The sequence below is a fragment of the Paenibacillus sp. FSL R5-192 genome (assembly GCF_000517845.1).
Classification (GTDB): domain Bacteria; phylum Bacillota; class Bacilli; order Paenibacillales; family Paenibacillaceae; genus Paenibacillus; species Paenibacillus amylolyticus.
This window is the reverse complement of the sequence record NZ_ASPR01000014.1, coordinates 1,114,732-1,135,914: the sequence shown is the minus strand read 5'-3', so window position 1 is coordinate 1,135,914 and position 21,183 is coordinate 1,114,732. Positions and strand designations below refer to the sequence as shown.

Sequence of the window (21,183 nt, the reverse complement as noted above, 5' to 3'; positions counted from 1 at the left end):
ATCACATTAATTTAATTTCTTCTCTCTAAAACCTAACACACCGGGTGTTGAGGGTCAATTTCAATGATTTTATAGCATTTATCAGTTTCGCTGATAAAGGACAAAAAACAACAAAAACCCTCCTTTTTAAATCAAGGACGGTTTTGTTATATTTTTAAATTTGACAGCCAGCTCAAGTTGAAGTTGAAAGTGGAGTATAGTCACTAAAATGATTTCCCAGCACTCTGCTTTTATCTCCGTATACTTTGTCCAAGTGATTCTCTCCCCATAGACATATGCGGTCAATGATGTCCTGCAGTGTCAAGCCGTACTCTGTCATCTCATACTCTACCTTGGGCGGAATCTGGGGATGAATGATCCGATGGATGATTTCATTCTTTTCAAGTTCACGCAACTGCTGGGTTAAGACCTTCTGGGTAATGCCAGGAATGGCTCTGCGAAGTTCGCTTGTTCGTTTTTTACCTGATATCAGCTGATGCAGAATAAGAATCCTCCATTTTCCACCGACCAGTTCCAGCATCGCCTGCACACCACTCTCATATTTTTTCATTTCTTGTTCCACTTGTACTCCCCCATAATTCACATATATGTATATCCGTTATTAAAAGTAACCGAAGAACCCCAAAGTATCTACAGCACTCTCAGGTGCGTACTTCTCAAGAAGATGTCATGAAACTTATAATAACATTGGTCAGAATGTTTAACCAAAATAAAAAGAAAAAAGGATGGTTACTCCTACATGAAAGTTAAACTGGTCGTTACTCACCCAAGACAGGATTCCCTAACATTTGCCGTGATGAATCGTTTTATAGAAGGTATGCAGGAGAATTCCCATGAAATCGATATCCTCGATCTATATCATGACGGATTCGATCCCCTATATCGTGTAGAAGATGAGCGAGACTGGCAAAATCCCGATAAACAGCATGCTCCTGTGATTCGCAAAGAGCTGGATCGTGTGCTTGCGGCTGATGCCATTGTATTTGTTTTCCCGATCTGGTGGTACAACGTCCCCTCCATGCTCAAAGCTTATCTGGACAAGGTATGGAACATGGGTCTGCTGAACAAGGCAAACTCCAAAAAGGCACTGTGGATTGCACTAGCTGGAGGAACGGAGGCTTCATTCCATAAATACGACTATTACAACATGATTTCCAACTATCTAAATAATGGGATCGCAGGCTATGCGAGAATGCAGGAATCCCGAGTCGAATTCCTCTATGAAACCATATCAGAATCCAAAGAACATATTGAAAGCTTGCTGGAGCAAGCATATCAAATCGGCAAACATTACAATTAACAATTCGCAGACATTACAGATAACAACTGCAAAACGATAGGAGATTACTCGTTCGTTGAGTAACTGACTTTTCGCCCATGACGGGCGTACAATCAAGAAGGCTTACTCCAACCTGGGTTCCAGGTCAGAGTAAGCCTTCTTTTTCACACGCTACGATTCTGATGTATCATCATTTATTCCATACCAGTTTGTCCATCATCGCATATAACAATGTAGCCGATTCAGCTCGGGTCGCTTCGGCAAGTGGGTTCACCTCACCATTGTACCCGTGGGCGATGCCAAGATCCACAAGTAATGCCACACTGTCCCGGGCATAGGAGCGAATCTCGGAAGCATCGCGGAAACGAGTAAGGTTATCTGTTGCAGCCGTCTCGGAGTCAACTAGTCCAGCCACCGCAAGTGCCCTCACTGTCAACGTCATCATCTCTTGACGAGTGATCGTAGACTCTGGCAAGAAGCGCCCGTCACCGGTACCACTGGTGATACCTAGCGAACGCGCAGCTGTAACTGCTTCGTAGTACGAAGCCTTTTCGTTTACATCAGAGAACGCATTCCCGGAAGAAGCATTCAAACCCAGCGCAGTCATCAACCATTGCATGTATTGGCCGCGAGTCATCTCCTGTTTTGGATGTAACTGCGTGGAATCACCCTTTGCCTCTGCATCAATTACACCTCGGACAGCCAAAGCCTCCATTGCTTTCTTGGCCCACAGCACTTCTGCAAGATCTGTGAATGTCTGCTCCACAGACACAACAGCATAATTTCCTGTGAATGATGTTACGGAAAGTACAAGCTGCCCGCTTTTTTGATCGTAGTAACTTTGCGGCAACGGGGTTGCCACACCGTTCGCACCAATGGCAAATGCTACAATCCGATCCTGCTGAGCATTTTGTGAGGATTGGAAAGGCAGACGAAGGTTCAACCCGCTTTCCGATGGCCATGGTTGACCATCCAGTTGAAGTTCAAGCTGGACTCCATATTGCGTGCCGAGCTGATCTGCGACTGTTTTTGGCAGCTCTGTTCTGACCAATCGGATTGATGCAATCCCATCACCAACTATATCCTTCATTAACAGTGTCGCAGGAAGCTCCAACATTCCCAGCTCTGTAACAATGTTGAACACATGTGACTCACCCTGATCTATCAACACAGAGGCAGGCAGAGACAATTCATATGCCGTTGCTCCCGAAACCGGCTTCAGCCGAAGTTCGACCAAGCGCTGACCCGCATCTGTTGAGGGGGCAACTTTAAAAGCATCTTTAATCGTTGAAACATCCACGTTGGACTGCACTACACCCTTCTGATCAGACTGTCCCTGCAACTCCAGAACAGAACGGTCCTTCTCCGGTTTAGGTTGTGGTACCGCATTCTCTGCACTTGAGTTACCACTTCCGGATTGTCCACCATTGCTGGATGAACCAGAACCATTTCCTGGATTTCCACCGGAATTGCCACCTGAATTACCACCCGAACCAGGGTCCGTGCCTCCAGGGGAACGAACATATGCTGGCACCTTCACTGTCAACGGTATAGTCAGGGCTCTACTGTCGTCAGAAGTTCGAGTAATTTCCAACTCCAGTGTTACTGTTGTTTCCTTGGATGGTGGGACAATCGTTCCATCGGTTTGAATGACCGACGGTACCGAACTGGAAGCGATCTTCACCGTGAAACCTTGCGGCACGGATGGTAACTTCAGTTTTTTTGCACCTGCGGAAGGCTGTTCCAATGCTGTGATGCCTGTAGCTACATCGGCAGCGCTCTGCTGAGCCGTGTGCACCTGATAAGCGGAAGATACACCTCTCAAGGATTGCCCCGTCGCATCAAAAGCTTCCACTTTGTAATAATATTCCGTGCCAGGGTTCAGTTCACTGTCCGTGTACTCCCGTCCATTGCCGCTGTAGACCACCTTATACTCTCCTTGCTCACGATCTGAGCGGTAAAGCTTGTAGCTTGCTGCACCAAGATGAGCATCCCAGCGAAGCGTTGCGCTCGTTGAATCTATCGCATCAGCAATAAGGCCAGCACTATCATTTGCAGGTGGCGCGGCGTCAGGTTTAACGATCATAATCCAGCTAATCATCGGGTCCTGTGATGCCGTATTACGCACGGTCAACTCCAGCTTGTTGTCCGACACGCTGATGCCTTTGTTGGCTCTAACACTGGCAGGCGTAAAAGTAACTGCACCGGTATTGGCGCCATTGATGATGAAATTCGCCCTGCGCGATGTATTGGTCCACGGATCGTTGAATCCGGCGTAGACATCGTATGTCCCGTTTGGCACATCAAATCTATAGGTTAAGTCCGTGCCTTTAGGAGAATTGCTGACATTACCACCGTTCAGATAACGTACGGTCGAGAATATATCCCCGCCATTCGAACCGGATGCCAGTGCATCTGCGCTGACATAACCCCAATTGTGTCCCTCAGCCGGAGCGTACATCTGGTCCGCCGTTCCCGGGTTCGCAAGCGTTCCCTTCATATAAGCACCCATGAGACTGTAATCAGCCGTTTCGTAACCTCCGCTGTTCACGAAATACAGTGTATTCTCCGGAATGACATTTACGCGAACTGCCTGCTTTTTGTTGTTATATTCCGGTGTCGTTACCTGTAATGTGAGCGGTCCTGGCTTGGCAAAATCCTCTGCCGTCATGGTCCGGTTATCAATCGTCCATACTGCTGGCGTTGATACCAGTGCTCCACCGTCGCGCACATTCAATGTTGTTGGCAGGGACGGTACTTTGCCTAACGCCACGGCTTCTGGCAACGGATCAGCAATATCTACCTTTCCCATCGAATTCAGCAGATCAGGTGTCCAGCTGTTATACCACTTGATCGCGATGTCGGAGCCTATTCCAAACTCAATTGGCAAGAACACATATTTTGCAGCATCATTCGAGAAATTACCACCATTCCACGTATCCCCCACGTAAATGAATTTTCCTTTTTCCGGATCGACCGGAATGACGGAAGTGGTCTGTGTGCCAAATGCTTTTCCTGGATCGGGATCACTCGGCAACGTGCGCACGAACGGATTGGTCTGCGTTGACCACGGGCCAAAGATGTTGTCCGCCACCGTCACTTTGTTTTCGTTAGGGGCCCAACCGGAAGCTCCGGAAGTCAAAATATAATATTTCCCCTGATACTTGAACATCGCCGGTGCTTCACGTTGCCCTCCCGGGAACACACGCACGTAATCGACGCCGTATTCCGCCTGATAGGTGGAATCTCGTACCGGATTGCCTTTGTCATCCGTTCGTCCTTCCTTATGCCACCCTGTTACGTCACTGTAGTCTTCATTCAGTTTGGAGATATACAGCGTCAGGTTTTCCTCACTGGAATAGATCAGATAGCCAGTGCCGTCATCGTCCTTGAACAACGTCATATCACGTGCCATACCCTTATCGGTTGGGAAGAAATCTTTCTCCCCTTCGGGAGCTCTGTCCATCCGGTAACTCTTCTGATACACAAAAGGCCCTGTTGGAGAGTCGCTGATCGCATAACCGGCCCGTGCCTTACCATAATTCGCATTATCGTTATAGGGGTCTTTGTCGCCGTCCATGTGGGCCCACATCACGTATTTCTTCGTTTTGTCGTTGTAGATGACCTTTGGTCGTTCAATAATCCGTCCTTTGCGGATATCTGCCCAGATATCCACGCGGTCTTCACGCCCCGCATACAATTTGGAGATCAACGGGTCATTGTCAAAATCATCCATGGATTGAAGTGTTGTTAAAGCCATGCCTTCATCCTTCCAATTCATCAGATCCTTGGATGAATACACACGCACACCAACAGCTGGCCAGCCGCCCTTATGATATTCGCCATACCAGTAATAGGTCTCCGTCTGTTCATCATAGAAAAAGCCAGCCCCATGAGCATCAATCGGCTTCCCGTCCAGATCTGGCCACAATTGCCCCGGTGTAATGCTTGTACGAATCGTCGCAACACCACGCGGTGCGGATGCTGGAGAAGTTACACCGTCCACGGTCGCCTGAATGATGTAAAAATATCCTGTGCCCATCGTTAGACCGCTATCGTTATACGTGTTTTCTTTGCCACTATAGACCTGCTGATATGTACCCGTAGCGCTGGTTGCACGGGACACGGTATATGTTACATCAGATCCAGGCAGGACATTCCACCCCAGAGAGATTGATGTATCCGTCACAGCTGTGGCGGCGAACTCTGCTGGAGAGTCAATGGAGTACGTCGTGGCTTCTGCAACAGTGAATGCTGACTCACCTGCTGCATTATAGGCCGTCACACGATAGCTGTAGCTGGTGCCCGGCTCAAGTGCATTATCCGTGAATGTGAGCCCTTTACCTTCATAGATTTGCTCGTATTGCTCACTTCCAGCTTCGGCCCGAACCACGCGATAACCAGTTGACTTGTCCACAGCGGACCAAGATAGCTTCACGCTTGTGGCATTAGGTGCTTCGGCCTTTAATTCGCCAGGAGCCTGTGGTGCCGCCGCAATCGTCCGAACTTCCAGAGGAGCAGTCCATAATGACTCGGTTAGACCTCCGTATTCATAAGCGAGCTTGTAATAATACACCGTATCCCCGCTTAATCCTACATCCGTATGTTCCAAAGATCCGGTACTGGTTACCAGAGAATAACCGCCTTCTGGCGTAGAGGAACGGTACAGGCGATAGGCTGATGCACCTACGATTTCAGACCATTGCAGTGAAACCGAAGATGCCGTCTGCTCTGCAATGGCGAGCAAAGCATCGTTCACTGGTGGCTGCTCGGCAATAATAACGTCATCCATATGTACCGACTGCCACTTATTTCGAATGCCAACAACACCTGACCCAATGGAAGAATCGTTTAAATCAAATACCAACCGATCGGAGCCATTTTCGGCGATATATCCTCGAATGGTGGCACCCGACAGCACTATTTTGAGTGTGTACCACGTATCTTTGGCAAACGCATAGTCCACCGTTTTCAACGTTGTATCGCCGTTATTCACCTTTTTGCTGAAGACCAATTTGTTGTTAGGTACCTGCATTTGAAAATAATAATAGTTGCTCTTATCCTGAAACCGCGGCAATATTCCCGGATATCCTTGACCGGCTCCCGTGTAAAAGCGCATGGACACGGTCATGTCCGACATGGAGTCTCCAGTAGAGATGATGCCTTCATTGGTATCGCTCTGGAAAAGCGTGAAGTTGGACGCATCTGTCGGGTCAGCAATCACTTCCCAGTTGCCTGAGCTTACGTTCCACGCAGGTGATTCCGTGTAATTCCCATCCGAAAAATCGTCCTGCAACAACGTGGCGGGTATACTGCTCAGATCGGCATACGCCTTACTCGGCAGCATCAACGGTCCCGAAGACAGCGCAAGTGTTGCTGATAACATAAATATCATGGGTTTCCTGAGTTTATCCAATGTTCATTCTCTCCTTTGGCGTGAAAGATGAAAGCATGGTTCTTGAAAGCGCGGTGTTGTTGTTCAGCCTATCCTCAGCAACCAGTGGTCAGTAACGAGCTCTTGTCCACCTCCTTATTTTAATGAAACCGGTTTCATTGGAGTGCAAAAAAAGACCCGTCTTCCCTTCTAAGTGCAATGATACCCATACGGAATACCGTGTTTTCTTTGCCCCTATGCAGTGAAACAGGTTTTTAACATATAAATGTAATCGCTTTCCTGAATTATATTATTGCCTTATTCAAGCTGTCAACTGTGAATTGGGCTCAAACATTTTTCGTTAAAACCACGCAAAAAAGGCGCGAGTTCTGCCTGTTTTGCAAGCAAAATTCGCGCCTTTTCTCACGCTTCGAGCTTGTTCGCAAGCTCGCACGTGATTCGTAATCAAAAGCGGACTTTTTGAACAACCTCTATTTAGAATACTTTTGTTGTCCACGACTCACAGTTCCACGTCTCCGTAACGACATCACGGTAGAATTCCGGTTCGTGGGAGATTAGAAGAATACTGCCTTTGTAAGCCTTGAGCGCACGTTTCAACTCTTCCTTGGCATCAACGTCCAGATGGTTCGTCGGCTCATCGAGTACAAGCAGGTTGGTTTCATTATTGATCAGCTTACAGAGACGCACTTTAGCTTTCTCGCCACCACTCAGTACAGCTACCTTGCTCTCAATGTGTTTTGTAGTCAAACCACATTTTGCAAGTGCAGCACGCACCTCGAATTGGGTATACGAAGGAAACTCCTGCCAGATCTCTTCAATACATGTATTGTAGTTGGCATCCTTCATCTCTTGCTGGAAGTAACCAATCTCCAGATGTTCACCGCGTTGAACGGTTCCTTCCAGAGCTTGAATTTCACCCAGAATACTACGCATTAGGGTTGTTTTACCGATTCCGTTCGCACCAACAAGGGCGATCTTCTGTCCACGCTCCATACGCAGATCCAGTGGTCTGGACAACGGTTCGTTGTAACCAATCACAAGTCCTTTGGTTTCGAAAATGAGCTTGCCGGATGTTCTTGCATCACGGAAGTTGAACTGTGGTTTCGGTTTCTCCTTAGCGATCTCAATGACATCCATCTTGTCGAGTTTCTTCTGTCTGGACATCGCCATATTGCGTGTAGCTACACTTGCTTTGTTACGCGCTACAAAATCCTTGAGGTCAGCAATTTCTTGTTGTTGGCGCTTGTACGCCGACTCCAGCTGCTGTTTTCTCATCTCATGCACTTCCTGGAAGTGATCATAATCGCCCACATAACGAGTTAGATTCTGGTTCTCCATGTGATAGATCAAGTTGATAACACTGTTCAGGAACGGAATATCGTGAGAGATCAGAATAAATGCATTCTCATATTCCTGCAAATAACGTTTCAGCCATTCGATATGCAATTCATCCAAGTAGTTCGTAGGCTCATCCAAGAGCAAAATATCAGGTTTTTCCAGCAGCAGCTTGGCAAGCAGGACTTTGGTACGCTGTCCACCACTCAAATCATTGACATCTTTATCCAGACCGATATCCGTCAGACCCAGACCACGTGCGGTTTCATCCACTTTGGCATCGATCATGTAGAAATCCTGATTTGTCAGTGTATCCTGAATCGTACCCACGTCTTCAAGCAGTTGTTCAAGCTCCTCCGGTGTAACATCGCCCATTTTGCCATACATATCATTCATTTCCTGTTCCATGTCAAACAAATACTGGAACGCGCCGCGAAGTACGTCACGGATCGATTGGCCTTTGTTCAATACAGCATGCTGGTCCAGATAACCAACACGCATCCGTTTGGACCACTCCACCTTACCTTCATCCGGCTGAAGTTTTCCTGTAATAATGTTCATGAAGGTGGATTTACCTTCACCATTGGCCCCGATCAGACCAATATGTTCGCCCTTCAACAGGCGGAATGAAACGTCGTTAAAGATAGCACGGTCACCAAAACCGTGACTTAATTTTTCTACATTTAATATGCTCATTCATGACACCTTTTCTATATAGACTTAATTCTTTGTATATTATAAGCGTTATATCCTGCACAACTCAACGCCATATTAAAAATTATTCCACCTTTTTGTCTGAAATTTGCCTTATATGAAAGTATGGGTTAAAATTTTGCCTTAACGAATTACTATTATATAGAACGGAGCTCTTCGAAGAGCATCAGGTGAAGATTATGATTGAGGTGAAACAATCCAAGTTGGGTGATGGTGGTGAGTTTAACCGCGGGGTATTTGCTACCGTTGATATTGCCAAAGGAACGCTTATCCATCAGGCACCCGTTGTGCCTTACCCAAATGAAGATCATGAGCATGTCGAAAAAACGATTTTGGAAGATTACGTGTTCGAATATGGGGCGAATCATACCGCAATTCTGCTCGGTTACGGCAGTCTGATCAACCACTCTTATGAACCTAACGCTACTTACGATATCAATTTTGATAACCACACCTTTGACTTCTACGCGTATACAGACATCAAAGCTGGAGAAGAAATCGTGATCAATTACAACGGTGAGGAAGACAGTATGGACCCGTTATGGTTCCTGGACGATTACGAGGAGCGTATGCTGGAGTTCAATAAGTCCAATGATGATGAGGTTGAAAAAGAGACCGAACCCCAGTCCCTGGATACGGGCACGAGTAAATAAACGTTAAACTCAAGTAAAGTTCGCAAGCACTCTATTGTATGTGCGAAAAGAACTCACTGTACCCGGTGAATGATGAAATGAGTAACTGGAGACTTTTCACAGTCCAAAGTTTAAACACACAAATAAGCAAGTCCTCCGTTAATGGAAGACTTGCTTATTCATGTTGTCTTGCTTTCTAAGCCAGATACACCTGTTCATGTTTTATTGTTTATCGTGCATCTTAACTTGTTTTAATCCGTAATCGGCGGATCTGTATGCAAGTCTTGATCGGGTGTCGTGGATCTCCACTTGGTAAAGGCTACCTCGAACCCTGCACGCTTTGGTGAACACAGAAATGGACCTGCATGTTTGTTCGTTGGATAGGCAAACCGTGCAACCCGAATTGTACGCCAAGGATGCTCATCTGTGCGAGCACGAATGACAACAGCCTCATTACTGTAGGAGGCTCTGATTGTTACGATTCGTCCACCCCACTCTGGCACAGGAGAGAGTGACCAATCGGAATACGTATCCGTCACGACGGCTCCAACATGTGCCACGCCATCATTGACCTCAACTCCGGCCTTGATCCATTGGTCTTCTCCATACCATAACATCAATCCCGCCTGATCATATAATTCGGTGAATGAGCTTAGATCAAACGATACCTCAATCGCTTCCGTTCCGTCCCATGGAGCAAGCATGGCATGTCCATCCCGATGACAGAACCCGTAGAATGTGTTCTCCCAGAAGTCACTGCCTTCCCGAGCTTCCACAACGAAACGATCCCCATCCATCCGTGCAGCAACGGGTTCCTTAGTCCACTTGCCTTCATGAAGCCCAATAAAATCCGATGACATCGTTATTTTCATCCTTCCTTCCATCCCAAAGGGGAGTTCATCACCACTTCATCACTTCTAAATTAAAGAACCCAGATCCGATGCAGCAGTAGGATATGCAAAATTCATGGTGTTTAACTGATCGATAGTCAGATTGAACTGAATCGCCATTGCAAAAAGGTTAATCAATTCTTCTGTTTTGCTCCCGAGCACATGTGCGCCCAGAATACGCCCGGTTGATTTGTCGATCACCACTTTGGCCATGGCAAATTTTTCATGAGTTCGTTTGTAAGTATACCATTTCGACATATCATTTACCTGCACCTCGTAGCCCTCTTTCTTGGCTTGTTCCGTGCTCATACCTACAGCTCCAAGGGCAGGGACAGTAAACACAATGGAAGGCATCACCTTATAATTAGGTTTGTGTTGATTTCCCTCCAACAAATTGAACGATACAGCCCGGGATTCCTGACCTGCTAACGGGGTTAAAGGCAACCCTTTTGTATCCGTTACATCGCCAGCAGCATACACTCTCGGATTACTATCACTTTGCAAGTACTCGTTCACCGTAATCCCCTTTTTGCTGTAGCTGACGTTGGCTTTCTCCAATTCCAGCCCATCCACATTGGGAACACGCCCGGCTCCATGAACGACAAGTCCGCACTGCCACTGGTGATCTGCACCATTACGTGTGCCATGAACGACATAGGCGTTCCCCTCTTGCCGTATGGACTTCACCTCCGCGTTCAAGTGAACATGAATGCCGATCTCTTTTGATTTTTGCAGCAAAGATTCTACAAGCTCCGCATCAAACGACTTCAGAGGCTGTTCACTCCGATGCAGGATATGAACTTCCGTCCCGGCTCTAGCCGCAATATGCGCAAACTCAAATGCAATGTATCCACCGCCTACCAGAACTAAACGATCCGGCAGCTGTTCCAGATCCAGAAAGTCATCACTATATATAAGATGCTCCGAGCCCTCAATCTCAAGTGAAGCAGGTCTTGCACCAGTAGCAATCAGGATGTGTTTGCCATGGAGCACTTCTTCTCCAACTTGAATATGGTCTTCATCGACAAATGAAGCTTTACCATGGAACGTATCCATTCCAGCCTGTTTGAATTGATCTTCACTTGCTCTAGGTATGCTCTCGGTAAAGGTGCGTTTAAAGGCCATAAGTTCAGACCAGTTGATGGTCGCCTGTCCCTGAATTCCTTTCCCTTGCATCCGTTCATTCCAGTCAATCAGCTCAGCCGCTCCAGCCAGCACTTTCTTGGGATCACAGCCACGCAGTGCACACGTTCCGCCGAACTCACGTTCATCAATTACAGCAACTCTCCAGCCAGCTTCAGCGCAACGGGTGATAACAGAGCTTGCCGCGCTTCCTGTGCCAATTGCAATCAAGTCATACGTTTCTTGTGTCATCATGGTTCCTCCTCATCCTTTTGGTGCATCTATTGCAGGGATGCCTGAAGTTACAGCAATCCAGCCTGTTTAAGGTACTCTGCTGCAACCTGTTCAGGATTCTCTCCCTCTACGTTCACGTCATAGTTCATCTGACGCATCTCATCATCCGTAATTTTTCCAGCAAGCTGATTCAGCACCTCAACCAGTTGTGGATATTGATCTGCCGTTTCTTGACGAAGCATCGGCGCACCTTGATACGGCGGGAACAATTCCTGGTCATCCTCCAGCACAACGAGTTCATATTGTCTCAACTCACTGTCTGTGGAGTAAGCATCAACGAGATTAATATCTCCGCGCTGAAGAGCACCATAGCGAAGCTTGGGTTCCATTGTTGCAACGTTTGGGAATTCAATCCCATACTTTTTCTGTATGCCAAGGTATCCGTCTTCCCGATCCGAGAATTCCAGCGTGAATCCTGCTTTGATCTGCTGCTCAACCGGTTTGAGATCCGAAATGGTCTTGAGATTGTATTGATCTGCGATGCTCTTTGGAACGGCCAACGTATACGTATTGTTGTAATCCATTGGGTTCAGCAGCACCATGTTGAACTGGCTTAACATTCCGTCTCTTGCTTGTTCGTAGACCTCTGTTCGATCCGTACTCACAGCCGTTTCCTTCATAAATTCGGAGATCGCTGTCCCCGTGAATTCGGGATAGATGTCAATATCACCCGACTTGAGTGCATTGAAAAGGAATGGTGTTTTGCCTAATCCGGGTTTTAGTTCAACGGTCAGGTCTGTGTCTTTTTCGATTAACAATTTGTACATATTAATGAGAATTTCGGGTTCCGCCCCCAATTTCCCGGAAATGACGAGATCCTTCTGACCACCACGTGCCACGAAAGGAATGGTAATCACAAGTATCGCGATTATTGCCAGCGAACCAAGGGTAACCAGTGTTTTCTTGAAGGATAATCGTTGGAACTGACGCAATAGTACGTCAAACAAAATAGCCAGCAAGGCAGCCGGTATGGCTCCAAGGATGATCAGTGCCGTATCGTTCCGATCAATGCCCAGCAAAATTAATGCACCCAAACCTCCTGCGCCGATCAAGGCAGCAAGTGTTGCCGTTCCTACAATAAGGACCATAGCGGTCCGAATTCCGGCCATAATGACAGGCATCGCCAGTGGCAGTTCCACTTTGATTAGACGTTGCCAACTATTCATGCCCATCGCATTCGCCGCTTCCACCATGGAAGGATCAACTTCGGATATGCCTGTGTACGTGTTGCGGAGTACCGGAAGCAGCGCATACACCACCAGTGCAATGATTGCAGGAAGTGTGCCTATGCCGAATAACGGGATGAGCAATCCGAGAAGCGCCAAGGAAGGTATCGTCTGCAACACAGCCGTAACCCCAATAATCGGTTCAGCGACTTGTGGCTTGCGTGTCAAGTAAATACCAAGGGGAATAGCGATGAGGACAGCAAAGAACAGTGCGATAAATGAGATCTGAATATGTTCCAGCAGAGCAGACAACAACTGACCTTTGCGCTCACTGAACACCTCCGTGAATCTATTCATGTCCTTCACCTCGTTCCTGTAACTGACCAGACCAGTATTTCATCAGATCAACTCGACTGATCTCGCCAATAATCTGGCGGTTACGTTCAACCAGCAGATGGTCATGGGAAGCCATGATATCAACTAACTCCGTCAACGTAATGGATACAGGAACGGCAGTTTTAGCTGATTTTGGCACATGACCCGGTGAGAGTGGTGACATGATGGATTCGAGATCAAAATCAGATTGTGAACTCGTATCGGTGTTAGGACTTCCAACAAATTCACGTACGAAGTCATTAGCTGGCTGTCGGATCAGTTCTTCCGGGGTGCCTACCTGCAAAACCTGTCCATCCTTCATAATGCAGATGCGATCCCCCAGCTTCATCGCTTCCTGAATATCATGGGTGACAAACACAATTGTTTTTTTCATCTGACGCTGGATATCCAAAATATCATCCTGTAATTTCTCCCGACTCATTGGATCGAGTGCACTGAACGGTTCATCCATCAAAACTATCTCGGGATCGGCAGCGAGTGCACGCAACACACCAATTCTCTGCTGTTGTCCTCCGGATAACTCGGACGGTTTACGCTCACTGTACGTATCTCCGTGTAAACCCACCATGTCCAGTAACGTATGTACACGCTCCTTGATTTGATCTGACTTCCATCTTCGCAGTTCAGGAACAACCGCAATATTTTCGGCAATTGTCATATGCGGGAATAGTGCAATCTGTTGCAGCACATATCCGATATTCCAGCGCAATTCGTGAATGTTGTATTCATCAATTGGGCGTTCATTAATGCGCACTGTTCCATCTGTTCGTTCAATCAGGCGATTGATCATTTTGAGCATGGTGGTTTTGCCACATCCACTCGGACCAATCATGACGAACAATTCTCCCTTGTTAATGTTGAGGTTAACCTGACGCAAAGCCGTTGTTCCATCAGGATATTGTTTTGATACATTTTCGAACTGAATCATTCGCTCTCTTCGCCCCTTTATCTAGGGCGTGTTTCAGACACGCCCTAACATTCATCTTCATCTATTTCCCCAAAAGTGTGTTCGTATAATCACTGCTTTCCTTAGTGTCCCTTGTTAGGGAGAGATCCATATTCGAATCAACGATGTCAACATGCTGGTAGACATGCAAAAAGACGGGCACTAGGCACCGTCTTCTCATAATATGAAAATGTTTCTTCCATTATTTCCTTACTTCCATATGATTCTGAATAAATTGCTCGAATGAAATCGGGTTATTCCCCGTTAATTTTTTCACCGTATCCGTCGTTTGATCTTCTCTCCCCTCCTCCCGGATAGGCACATCCAGTCCTGCGAGGACAGCAGCGTATTCTCCTGACATTCCTGCGCGAATCATGCTGTTCCTCAATTTATCATCGGACAAAGATTCATGCTGGATGGACTGACCCAGTACACGGCTCAAGACGTCTGCAACCTGTCCATAGGACAACGACTCCGGCCCTGTAATGATATGCTCCGTATTATGAGGAACAATATCCGTCAGAGCATGGAACGCAACTGCCGCGATATCATCTGCACTAACAAATCCAATTTTCCCGTCACCCGTAGCACTGTATATTTTCCCGAGTTGGTTCGTTGTCTCCCGATGCGGCCCTTCCGTAAAGTTCTCCATAAAATAGGAAGGCTGCAATACAGCCCACTCAGGAGCATGAGCTTTTATATACTGATGTACTTTGCCAAATATAGGACCCTCTTCATCAATTGAAGCACTGCCAAGTAAAACGAATCGCTTAACGCCGCTCCATAATGCTTCCTTGATGAATGGAATGATGACGTCTTCTGGGGTCATGTCCATGACTGGCAAGACAAGGTACACCTGATTCACATTTTTCAGCGCCGGCGCATATGTCTCGGAATCATACCAATCAAAATAGACATAATTATCGGCAGAACCAGAAAGAGATGGTTTAGTTCTTCCTGCCAAACGCACCGGATAATGATGCTTTTGAAGTATGGCCGCAACACGGCTTCCTGTCTTTCCATTAGCTCCGGTAATAAGTGTCAACGGTTTATCATTGATCATGCTTGTTTCCTCCTAAGTCCGATTCGAGTACGACCATCGGATTCCAATAGTCTTTATAATGTGTAATTTTTCCATTAGAGTGGCTCACTACAGAGATGTACGTTTGGTTGTATGGCTTGCCTGTAACTAATGAACGCCCTTTACAAGTAAATTCAGCCACAAACTGTTGTTTCGTGGAATCAGCCAAGATCACCGGTTCAGAAAACTGCTGAATTTCAATCATCCCCAGCAGATTATGAAGATGATTCGTAATTGCGGCTTTGCCTTCCAGTTTCTGAGGATATCCTGCTGGTGCATATGGGAATTCGAAAATAGCGTCAGATGTATATAGCTCCAACCATTGTTCTAGTTTTCCCTCCAGTAGCAATTGAGTAAATCCATGCATGATCCGATACGGTATATTATTGCCCGCTTCCAACTGCTGAGATTGTGTCATCCTTATTTCCTCCTTCAGTTTGTTTGGTGTTTTTTTTCCAGACCAATCGGTCTATAATAGTCAAAAAATAAACGCCCTAAGCGTCCATTTTCAAGAAAACGTAAAGAATTCTTACTCAAATCATGTAAAACGTTAATCCATAGCCCTTAGGGTCATCTGTACAAAATCCCGCAGCGCTTCTGTGCTTGCACCGCTCTTAGCCGTAAAGGTCAATGAGAGTCGGGAATAATTCAGAAAACGGGCAAGCCCGGGCAATTCTTCCTCTGCGTGCTTCAATTCGCCGCTCCTCTGGCCTCGTAACAGCGCAGTATGAAAAACATCTTCCATTTGTTGGTTAGTGGTTTGAATAAAAGCCGCGATTTCGTGATTTTGTGGTGCCTGTTCAACCGCGCTATTAATGATGAAACATTCATTACGACGTTCGTTGTCTGTCAACACGTTAACCGCTTCGTTGAACAACTCCGTCACGCCTTGCCTCACACTTGTGCATTCGTTTAATAGTTTGATCCCCGCCTCTGTCTTCTGCTGAATATAGAATTTAAGAGCAGAGACAAATAAATCATGTTTAGTTCCGTAGGTGTCATACAGGCTTTGCCGCGCAATGCCAAGTTCACTCAATAGTAAGCTCAAAGATGTACCTTCATAACCGTACGCTCCAAATACAGACGTTGCTTTTCTTAGAACAGTCTCCGTGTCAAACTCCTTGGCTCTTCCCAATTTCAGACCTCACCTCCCTATTCATTATATAAAGAATACCTTTTCCAGACTGATCAGTCAAGAAAATAAATGCTTTGATTTTTGCCAAAGTGGTATAATGGGAATAGAAGCTGAATGAATTCTTTTACCACTTACAACCATGACCACATATAAAGGAGTGTACCTATATGTATATTCAAATTACAGATTTGGCTGCAAAACGATTGACGGAAAGCCTGAATGACCAACCCGGTTATTTCAAAGTGATCTATGACTTGGAAGGTTGCGGATGTAACGGAGTTATCGCTATTATTATTGTTGATGAACTTGCGGCTCTCGACGCGCAGATTGAAACCAATCTGGTGCCATTCTATGTTGATCCGAAGCAGCAGCTAAACCTTGAACAACACATGAAGCTGGATACAGAAGAGAATTATCCTTCTTTCAAATTAAGCAGTGATTCTGGTGTGCTCAGCGCCAACGTTCGCGTCCGTGACACCCGTGCAGTAACAGCGGGAAGCTCCCGTGGATCTGACGCCTGCATGTTGTAATACAGTCTCCATCATACTTGAAGTAATCTAGTATTATCTCTCTTCACATCAAAAGCCGTTGCATCTAATGCAACGGTTTTTTTAACGTTCTTTTCCTTATATGCCTCTATCAGAGTTGAAGAAGAAGAAGAAGAATCTAGCAAACTTTGTTTACAACTCGGAAACAATTGGAGAACCTATGGATATAATCCTCTAGTATACTCGGTATATAGATTCATATATTCCGAGGAGGAACACACACCATGAAATCTTTTACTCGTAAATCCATCATATCTACAATTCTCATAGGCTCTGTTGTAGCAGGTTCTGCTTTTACTACGTTTCCCATCACTTCAAGCCTGAATCCTGTCGCGTCTGCTGCAAGCTCCAGCTTCACTCAATTTCTGCATGATAATGCACCTGGTCGTACAATCAAAACGATTAAAAATGTGGCAACTGTGACTAATGTGTCCAGTACGGTTGTACTTGTCAATAAAAAGAGAAATCTACCTTCAACTTATGCACCTCAAGATTTGGTTGTACCTAATATTCCTTTTAGCTTCTCAGGTTCCAGTCCGAAGAAACAAATGCGTAAAGTGGCTGCAACCGCGATAGAGAAATTATTTGCCGCTGCCAAAAAAGACGGCATCGATATCAAAGCGGTGTCGGGCTATCGCTCGTATGCGACTCAGAAATCGATCTTTGACCGTAATGCCAGCATCAAAGGTGAAGCTGTTGCCAATAAAACAAGTGCTCGGCCAGGACAAAGCGAACATCAAACGGGTCTAGCCATGGATATCTCCAGCGCTTCGGCTGGTTATGATCTTCAGCAAAGCTTTGGCAACACCAAAGAAGGCAAATGGCTGAAAGCCAATGCCCACAAGTACGGATTCATTATCCGTTATGGCAAAGATCAGGAGAAATTGACTGGTTACTCCTATGAGCCATGGCATGTACGTTATGTAGGGGTGTATATTGCTGGTGAGGTTACCAACCAGAAACTTACGCTGGAGCAGTATTTGGAACGTGCTAAATAAGGCAAGTTTGAACCCAAAGCGTAGACAGTTATGTGATTAGATAAAAGAAGCGTGACTATAGATAACATGACTGAAGGAGAAGATGGGGCCGCAACTGGCCCTCTTCTGCTTCAATTTTTCATTTACACACTTCATCATGTCCCAACGATTTTTCTAAAGACCAGTGGCAGTCTCTTCAGACCTTCTGTTCCAGCCCAAGAGCCTACTCCAGCAAGTATTACATTATGGCACAAATAAAGTGCGACATTGTACACGATAGGGCCTAGAATAATCTCCACGACTACAAAACGTTTTAACGTCGAAGATTGGATCACATATACCCGAAATTCATGAGGGTCATGTCCTCCCATATACCTTGCGATCAATGCTTTCATGAATCACCTCTAGTGTTTTATTTTAGCGTATGGCAGACAATCCTTGTCTTATTCTAAAATAATACTTACATAAAGTAACTAAGTGTGTTATAGTCAGTTTATAAATCATACATAAGCGAGGGAAACTACCATGAGTGAGTTGGAGAATCTAGTCAAAAACCGAAGATCGGCCGTTATTTTTGAAGAAGGAATTGAAATTTCGGATTTGGAACTGCAAGAAATGTTTGCCCTGAATAAATTTGCACCATCTGCCTTTAACCTACAACACACGCACTATCTTGTAATTAAAGACGAGGAACAGAAAGAGAAAGTCTATGAAGCTTCCCAGCAATATAAGGTAAAAACAGCTTCTGCGGTCATCGTGGTATTGGGCGACATCAATGCGCATCATCATATCCGTACTATTAACGAAGGCCTGCTGAACCTGGGCGCTCTTACTCCGTTCCAATACGAGCAGGAATCCCAAAGTGTCACCGAATTTTACGAATCTCGCGGCAGATTCTTCCAACGTGAGGATGCGATTCGCAATGCCAGCCTGTCTGCCATGCAATTGATGCTGATCGCTCAGGATCGCGGTTGGGACACTTGTCCAATGATTGGTTTTGACTCGGAAGAACTGCAACGGAGTCTGGAAATCCCTAACCATTACGTACCCGTTATGCTGATCACCATCGGCAAAAAGTCGGAAGCCAAACAGCGCCCACGCGGTTACCGTAAACCGATTAACGAATATGTTAGCTTTAACAAAATGCACGCTGAATAACATATAATATAACAAATTATATAAGTTGAACTAACATTTACACGATAACGGAGAGGACAGAAAAAACCTGAAAAAGCGAAGCGCTCGCCTAAAAGCTTTCTGAAAGAAAGCTGCATCGGAAGCATACGCTATCCCCGGATTTTCCCCTTTAGAAAAGGAATGGAAATAAAATCTGGGGATAACAGCGATTGGAAGGTTGTTCTGTCATCGTAGTGTCAGTGTAAATAATCTTTAGTTCAACACAGCAAAAAAGCCACGATATCGTGGCTTTAATACGTTTCATAGATCAACGTATCCAACATGTGAAATTCATCGTCAAACTCCGCATATATGTACAGTCGACCAGCAGGTGTATCCCCCGCATCATAACCCAATCGGAAATATTGATCTCCCTGAAATTCTACATCAGCCAAAATCAATGTATTGATATCTTCGTCCGGATGAGCCTCGGCAATGGTTTTAAGTGCCTGCTCACCAAGCATGTCCCACCGTTTCCACGTCTCTTCCATATATGAGGATAAGGCTTCCATCTCTGTCTTGGTTGAAACCTGTGCAGTGACTACCAGTTCTTTATCCTGAATAAGTAAGCACATCTGATAGTTGGACATCGAGACGTCATACTGAAACAACCCCATACCCGGAACTTCATGATTGGATTCAAACATTAGATTATCTGCATACTGCAGTCTTTCCAGCTTGGGATTAGCGCTATAATCCAACTCGGTTAATTTGTTCTCGGAACAGTACAACTCTTTTAGTTGTACGTTATGGCGAATATCCAGCTTGCTAATATGGTTGTTAAAACAACGGACACTCTCCAAAACCATATTTGAACGAAAATCCAACTGTTTGATATGATTGTGGTTACAACGAAGTTCAATCAAGTTTGGACAACCTGTTACATCAAGTTCCAACATGTAATTGTTGGCGCAATCAAGTCGCCGCAGTTGCTTATTGTGTTCAAGTTCAAGTGAGAAAAGAGCGTTATAACTGCAACTAAGTTCCTCCAACTGCTCAAGGGGCTCTGAAGCCAGCTCCGACAACATATTCCAATGACACTCCACCGTTATAAGTTTGGAATTATGAGAAAGATCCAATTTGCGAAGTCGATTAAAACTGCAATCCAGCACCTGCAATTCCGAATTGGAACGGAGGTCCAGTGTAAGAAGCTGATTCTCTCTGCAACGTAACGTCCTCAGCTTGTGATTCTGAGTAAGATCCAGACCGCTCAATTGATTATAGGCACAATTCAGCTCTTGAAGACCCCTGAAATACTCGATTCCATCAAGATTGCTAATATTGTGATTTGAGAGTTCTAATATCTCAACCTCACAAACGTCACTCTCCTGAATGAAATCCCGCTGATCGCAAAAACGATCCAACACAACTTGCCTGAAACGCTCATCCGTGAAGGCATAAGTAATATCCATGTCTAACGCCTCCCCTCTCATTTTGCTCTATTGGAACAGTCTTCCAACATATTATCACTATTCTATGAGTTTCGTCTCCAGGATTCAACAATTACCTAAGCAATTTTTTTTATACCATGTTAGCATCAAACATGTAAGAGAAATCGTACAGAGAGGAAGATTTTCATGGAAATGGTTATCGAAAACCTCCCGTCGTATCGTATCGCCTATGTGCGACAAGTTGGTTCGTATGGGCCTGCCAACAGTCAAGCTATGGAAATGTTAAAGAGTTGGGCTAGAGCCAAAAATCTGCTTACTGCATCGACCGTTTTATTTGGTATCCCCCAGGATAACCCGGAAAGCACGATTCCCGAAGATTGCCGATACGATGCTTGTATTGTCATTTCGAAAGATTTTCCTATGGATGAATTGACCCCCGATCTAAACGAAACTGAACTTCCAGGCGGGCAATATCTGGTTTGCAAAGTCAAACATACTACAGAGGCTGTTCAGCAAGCATGGACTGAAATTTTCCCGCGTTTGCAGAGTAGCGGTTATACTCTGGATAACAAGCCAGTTATGGAAAGGTATACAGGCCATCTTGTTAACCTTGATTTTTGCGAGATATGTGTTCCAATCAGGCTTGTTTAGTTGCAAAAAAAGTGACTTCAGTCAATGAAGTCACTTTTTTGCTTTGGGTTCCAAC

18 protein-coding genes are annotated in these 21,183 nt (G+C 45.5%); 6 read left to right on the top strand and 12 right to left on the bottom strand.

What is annotated here, in order from left to right; genetic code table 11:
• Positions 1-172 precede the first annotated feature (172 nt).
• Positions 173-550: a winged helix-turn-helix transcriptional regulator gene (locus C161_RS13445; RefSeq protein ID WP_051449752.1), complete on the bottom strand. Its 378-nt coding sequence runs from the start codon at positions 548-550 to the stop codon at positions 173-175.
• A 189-nt stretch (positions 551-739) separates the two neighbouring features.
• On the opposite strand from C161_RS13445, the gene C161_RS13440 reads away from it, so the two are divergent.
• Positions 740-1,300 (top strand): NAD(P)H oxidoreductase, encoded by a 561-nt coding sequence (locus tag C161_RS13440; RefSeq protein ID WP_036670680.1) that lies wholly within the window; start codon positions 740-742, stop codon positions 1,298-1,300.
• 169 nt (positions 1,301-1,469) lie between these two features.
• Here C161_RS13440 and C161_RS13435 read toward each other — a convergent pair whose 3' ends face one another.
• Positions 1,470-6,695 (bottom strand): S-layer homology domain-containing protein, encoded by a 5,226-nt coding sequence (locus C161_RS13435; RefSeq protein ID WP_036670678.1) that lies wholly within the window; start codon positions 6,693-6,695, stop codon positions 1,470-1,472.
• A 453-nt stretch (positions 6,696-7,148) separates the two neighbouring features.
• Complete coding sequence (locus C161_RS13430; RefSeq protein ID WP_017688769.1) at positions 7,149-8,705, bottom strand: ABC-F family ATP-binding cassette domain-containing protein; 1,557 nt, start codon at positions 8,703-8,705, stop codon at positions 7,149-7,151.
• Positions 8,706-8,902: 197 nt separating this feature from the next.
• Here C161_RS13430 and C161_RS13425 point away from each other — a divergent pair, with 197 nt between their 5' ends.
• Entirely contained in the window at positions 8,903-9,376 is a 474-nt protein-coding gene (locus C161_RS13425; RefSeq protein WP_036670677.1) for an SET domain-containing protein, read from the top strand.
• Between the two features lie 230 nt (positions 9,377-9,606).
• Here the strand turns inward: C161_RS13425 and C161_RS13420 are convergent, their stop codons facing one another.
• The 7 genes from C161_RS13420 to C161_RS13390 form a co-directional block, all read right to left on the bottom strand.
• Positions 9,607-10,227 (bottom strand): DUF1349 domain-containing protein, encoded by a 621-nt coding sequence (locus C161_RS13420; protein WP_235193804.1) that lies wholly within the window; start codon positions 10,225-10,227, stop codon positions 9,607-9,609.
• A 45-nt stretch (positions 10,228-10,272) separates the two neighbouring features.
• Entirely contained in the window at positions 10,273-11,619 is a 1,347-nt protein-coding gene (locus C161_RS13415; protein ID WP_036670676.1) for a dihydrolipoyl dehydrogenase family protein, read from the bottom strand.
• 50 nt (positions 11,620-11,669) lie between these two features.
• On the bottom strand, positions 11,670-13,184 hold the full coding sequence (gene opuFB, locus C161_RS13410) for an osmoprotectant update ABC transporter permease/substrate-binding subunit OpuFB (RefSeq protein WP_036670675.1): 1,515 nt from the start codon (positions 13,182-13,184) through the stop codon (positions 11,670-11,672).
• Positions 13,177-14,151, bottom strand: a complete 975-nt coding sequence (locus tag C161_RS13405) for an ABC transporter ATP-binding protein (RefSeq protein WP_036670674.1) — start codon at positions 14,149-14,151, stop codon at positions 13,177-13,179. The genes opuFB and C161_RS13405 overlap by 8 nt, the downstream gene beginning before the upstream one ends.
• Positions 14,152-14,371: 220 nt before the next feature.
• A complete protein-coding gene (locus C161_RS13400) occupies positions 14,372-15,232 on the bottom strand; it encodes an ergot alkaloid biosynthesis protein (protein ID WP_036670673.1) in 861 nt (286 codons plus the stop codon).
• The gene (locus C161_RS13395; protein WP_051447078.1) at positions 15,222-15,668 is read right to left on the bottom strand and encodes a nuclear transport factor 2 family protein; all 447 of its coding nucleotides are present in this window, start codon (positions 15,666-15,668) and stop codon (positions 15,222-15,224) included. The genes C161_RS13400 and C161_RS13395 overlap by 11 nt, the downstream gene beginning before the upstream one ends.
• Positions 15,669-15,800: 132 nt before the next feature.
• On the bottom strand, positions 15,801-16,385 hold the full coding sequence (locus C161_RS13390) for a TetR/AcrR family transcriptional regulator (RefSeq protein ID WP_036670672.1): 585 nt from the start codon (positions 16,383-16,385) through the stop codon (positions 15,801-15,803).
• Positions 16,386-16,552: 167 nt separating this feature from the next.
• Between C161_RS13390 and C161_RS13385 the strand changes: the two genes are divergently transcribed.
• Together C161_RS13385 and C161_RS13380 are read left to right on the top strand one after the other, a co-directional pair.
• Entirely contained in the window at positions 16,553-16,915 is a 363-nt protein-coding gene (locus C161_RS13385) for an iron-sulfur cluster biosynthesis family protein (protein WP_036670671.1), read from the top strand.
• 242 nt (positions 16,916-17,157) lie between these two features.
• Positions 17,158-17,931 carry a M15 family metallopeptidase gene (locus C161_RS13380; RefSeq protein WP_036670670.1) on the top strand — a complete coding sequence of 258 codons (774 nt, stop codon included), beginning with the start codon at positions 17,158-17,160 and terminating at the stop codon, positions 17,929-17,931.
• A gap of 134 nt (positions 17,932-18,065) precedes the next feature.
• On the opposite strand, the gene C161_RS13375 is transcribed toward C161_RS13380, so the two are convergent.
• Positions 18,066-18,305: a hypothetical protein gene (locus C161_RS13375; RefSeq protein WP_235193803.1), complete on the bottom strand. Its 240-nt coding sequence runs from the start codon at positions 18,303-18,305 to the stop codon at positions 18,066-18,068.
• Positions 18,306-18,435: 130 nt separating this feature from the next.
• Between C161_RS13375 and C161_RS13370 the strand changes: the two genes are divergently transcribed.
• Positions 18,436-19,068, top strand: coding sequence for a nitroreductase family protein (locus C161_RS13370; protein ID WP_036608564.1), 633 nt, complete (start codon positions 18,436-18,438; stop codon positions 19,066-19,068).
• 269 nt (positions 19,069-19,337) lie between these two features.
• Here C161_RS13370 and C161_RS13365 read toward each other — a convergent pair whose 3' ends face one another.
• The gene (locus C161_RS13365; RefSeq protein WP_036608566.1) at positions 19,338-20,498 is read right to left on the bottom strand and encodes a leucine-rich repeat domain-containing protein; all 1,161 of its coding nucleotides are present in this window, start codon (positions 20,496-20,498) and stop codon (positions 19,338-19,340) included.
• A 165-nt stretch (positions 20,499-20,663) separates the two neighbouring features.
• Here C161_RS13365 and C161_RS13360 point away from each other — a divergent pair, with 165 nt between their 5' ends.
• Positions 20,664-21,128: an AraC family transcriptional regulator gene (locus C161_RS13360; RefSeq protein WP_036608575.1), complete on the top strand. Its 465-nt coding sequence runs from the start codon at positions 20,664-20,666 to the stop codon at positions 21,126-21,128.
• Positions 21,129-21,183: the final 55 nt, after the last annotated feature.

Excerpts from the sequence above, each read along its gene's own strand:
- C161_RS13445 (WP_051449752.1), bottom strand. The coding sequence starts at position 550 with ATGAAAAAATATGAGAGTGGTGTGCAGGCGATGCTGGAACTGGTCGGT.
- C161_RS13440 (WP_036670680.1), top strand. The coding sequence starts at position 740 with ATGAAAGTTAAACTGGTCGTTACTCACCCAAGACAGGATTCCCTAACA.
- C161_RS13430 (WP_017688769.1), bottom strand. The coding sequence starts at position 8,705 with ATGAGCATATTAAATGTAGAAAAATTAAGTCACGGTTTTGGTGACCGT.
- C161_RS13425 (WP_036670677.1), top strand. The coding sequence starts at position 8,903 with ATGATTGAGGTGAAACAATCCAAGTTGGGTGATGGTGGTGAGTTTAAC.
- C161_RS13420 (WP_235193804.1), bottom strand. The coding sequence starts at position 10,227 with ATGAAAATAACGATGTCATCGGATTTTATTGGGCTTCATGAAGGCAAG.
- C161_RS13415 (WP_036670676.1), bottom strand. The coding sequence starts at position 11,619 with ATGACACAAGAAACGTATGACTTGATTGCAATTGGCACAGGAAGCGCG.
- opuFB (WP_036670675.1), bottom strand. The coding sequence starts at position 13,184 with ATGAATAGATTCACGGAGGTGTTCAGTGAGCGCAAAGGTCAGTTGTTG.
- C161_RS13405 (WP_036670674.1), bottom strand. The coding sequence starts at position 14,151 with ATGATTCAGTTCGAAAATGTATCAAAACAATATCCTGATGGAACAACG.
- C161_RS13400 (WP_036670673.1), bottom strand. The coding sequence starts at position 15,232 with ATGATCAATGATAAACCGTTGACACTTATTACCGGAGCTAATGGAAAG.
- C161_RS13395 (WP_051447078.1), bottom strand. The coding sequence starts at position 15,668 with ATGACACAATCTCAGCAGTTGGAAGCGGGCAATAATATACCGTATCGG.
- C161_RS13385 (WP_036670671.1), top strand. The coding sequence starts at position 16,553 with ATGTATATTCAAATTACAGATTTGGCTGCAAAACGATTGACGGAAAGC.
- C161_RS13380 (WP_036670670.1), top strand. The coding sequence starts at position 17,158 with ATGAAATCTTTTACTCGTAAATCCATCATATCTACAATTCTCATAGGC.
- C161_RS13375 (WP_235193803.1), bottom strand. The coding sequence starts at position 18,305 with ATGAAAGCATTGATCGCAAGGTATATGGGAGGACATGACCCTCATGAA.
- C161_RS13370 (WP_036608564.1), top strand. The coding sequence starts at position 18,436 with ATGAGTGAGTTGGAGAATCTAGTCAAAAACCGAAGATCGGCCGTTATT.
- C161_RS13365 (WP_036608566.1), bottom strand. The coding sequence starts at position 20,498 with ATGGATATTACTTATGCCTTCACGGATGAGCGTTTCAGGCAAGTTGTG.
- C161_RS13360 (WP_036608575.1), top strand. The coding sequence starts at position 20,664 with ATGGAAATGGTTATCGAAAACCTCCCGTCGTATCGTATCGCCTATGTG.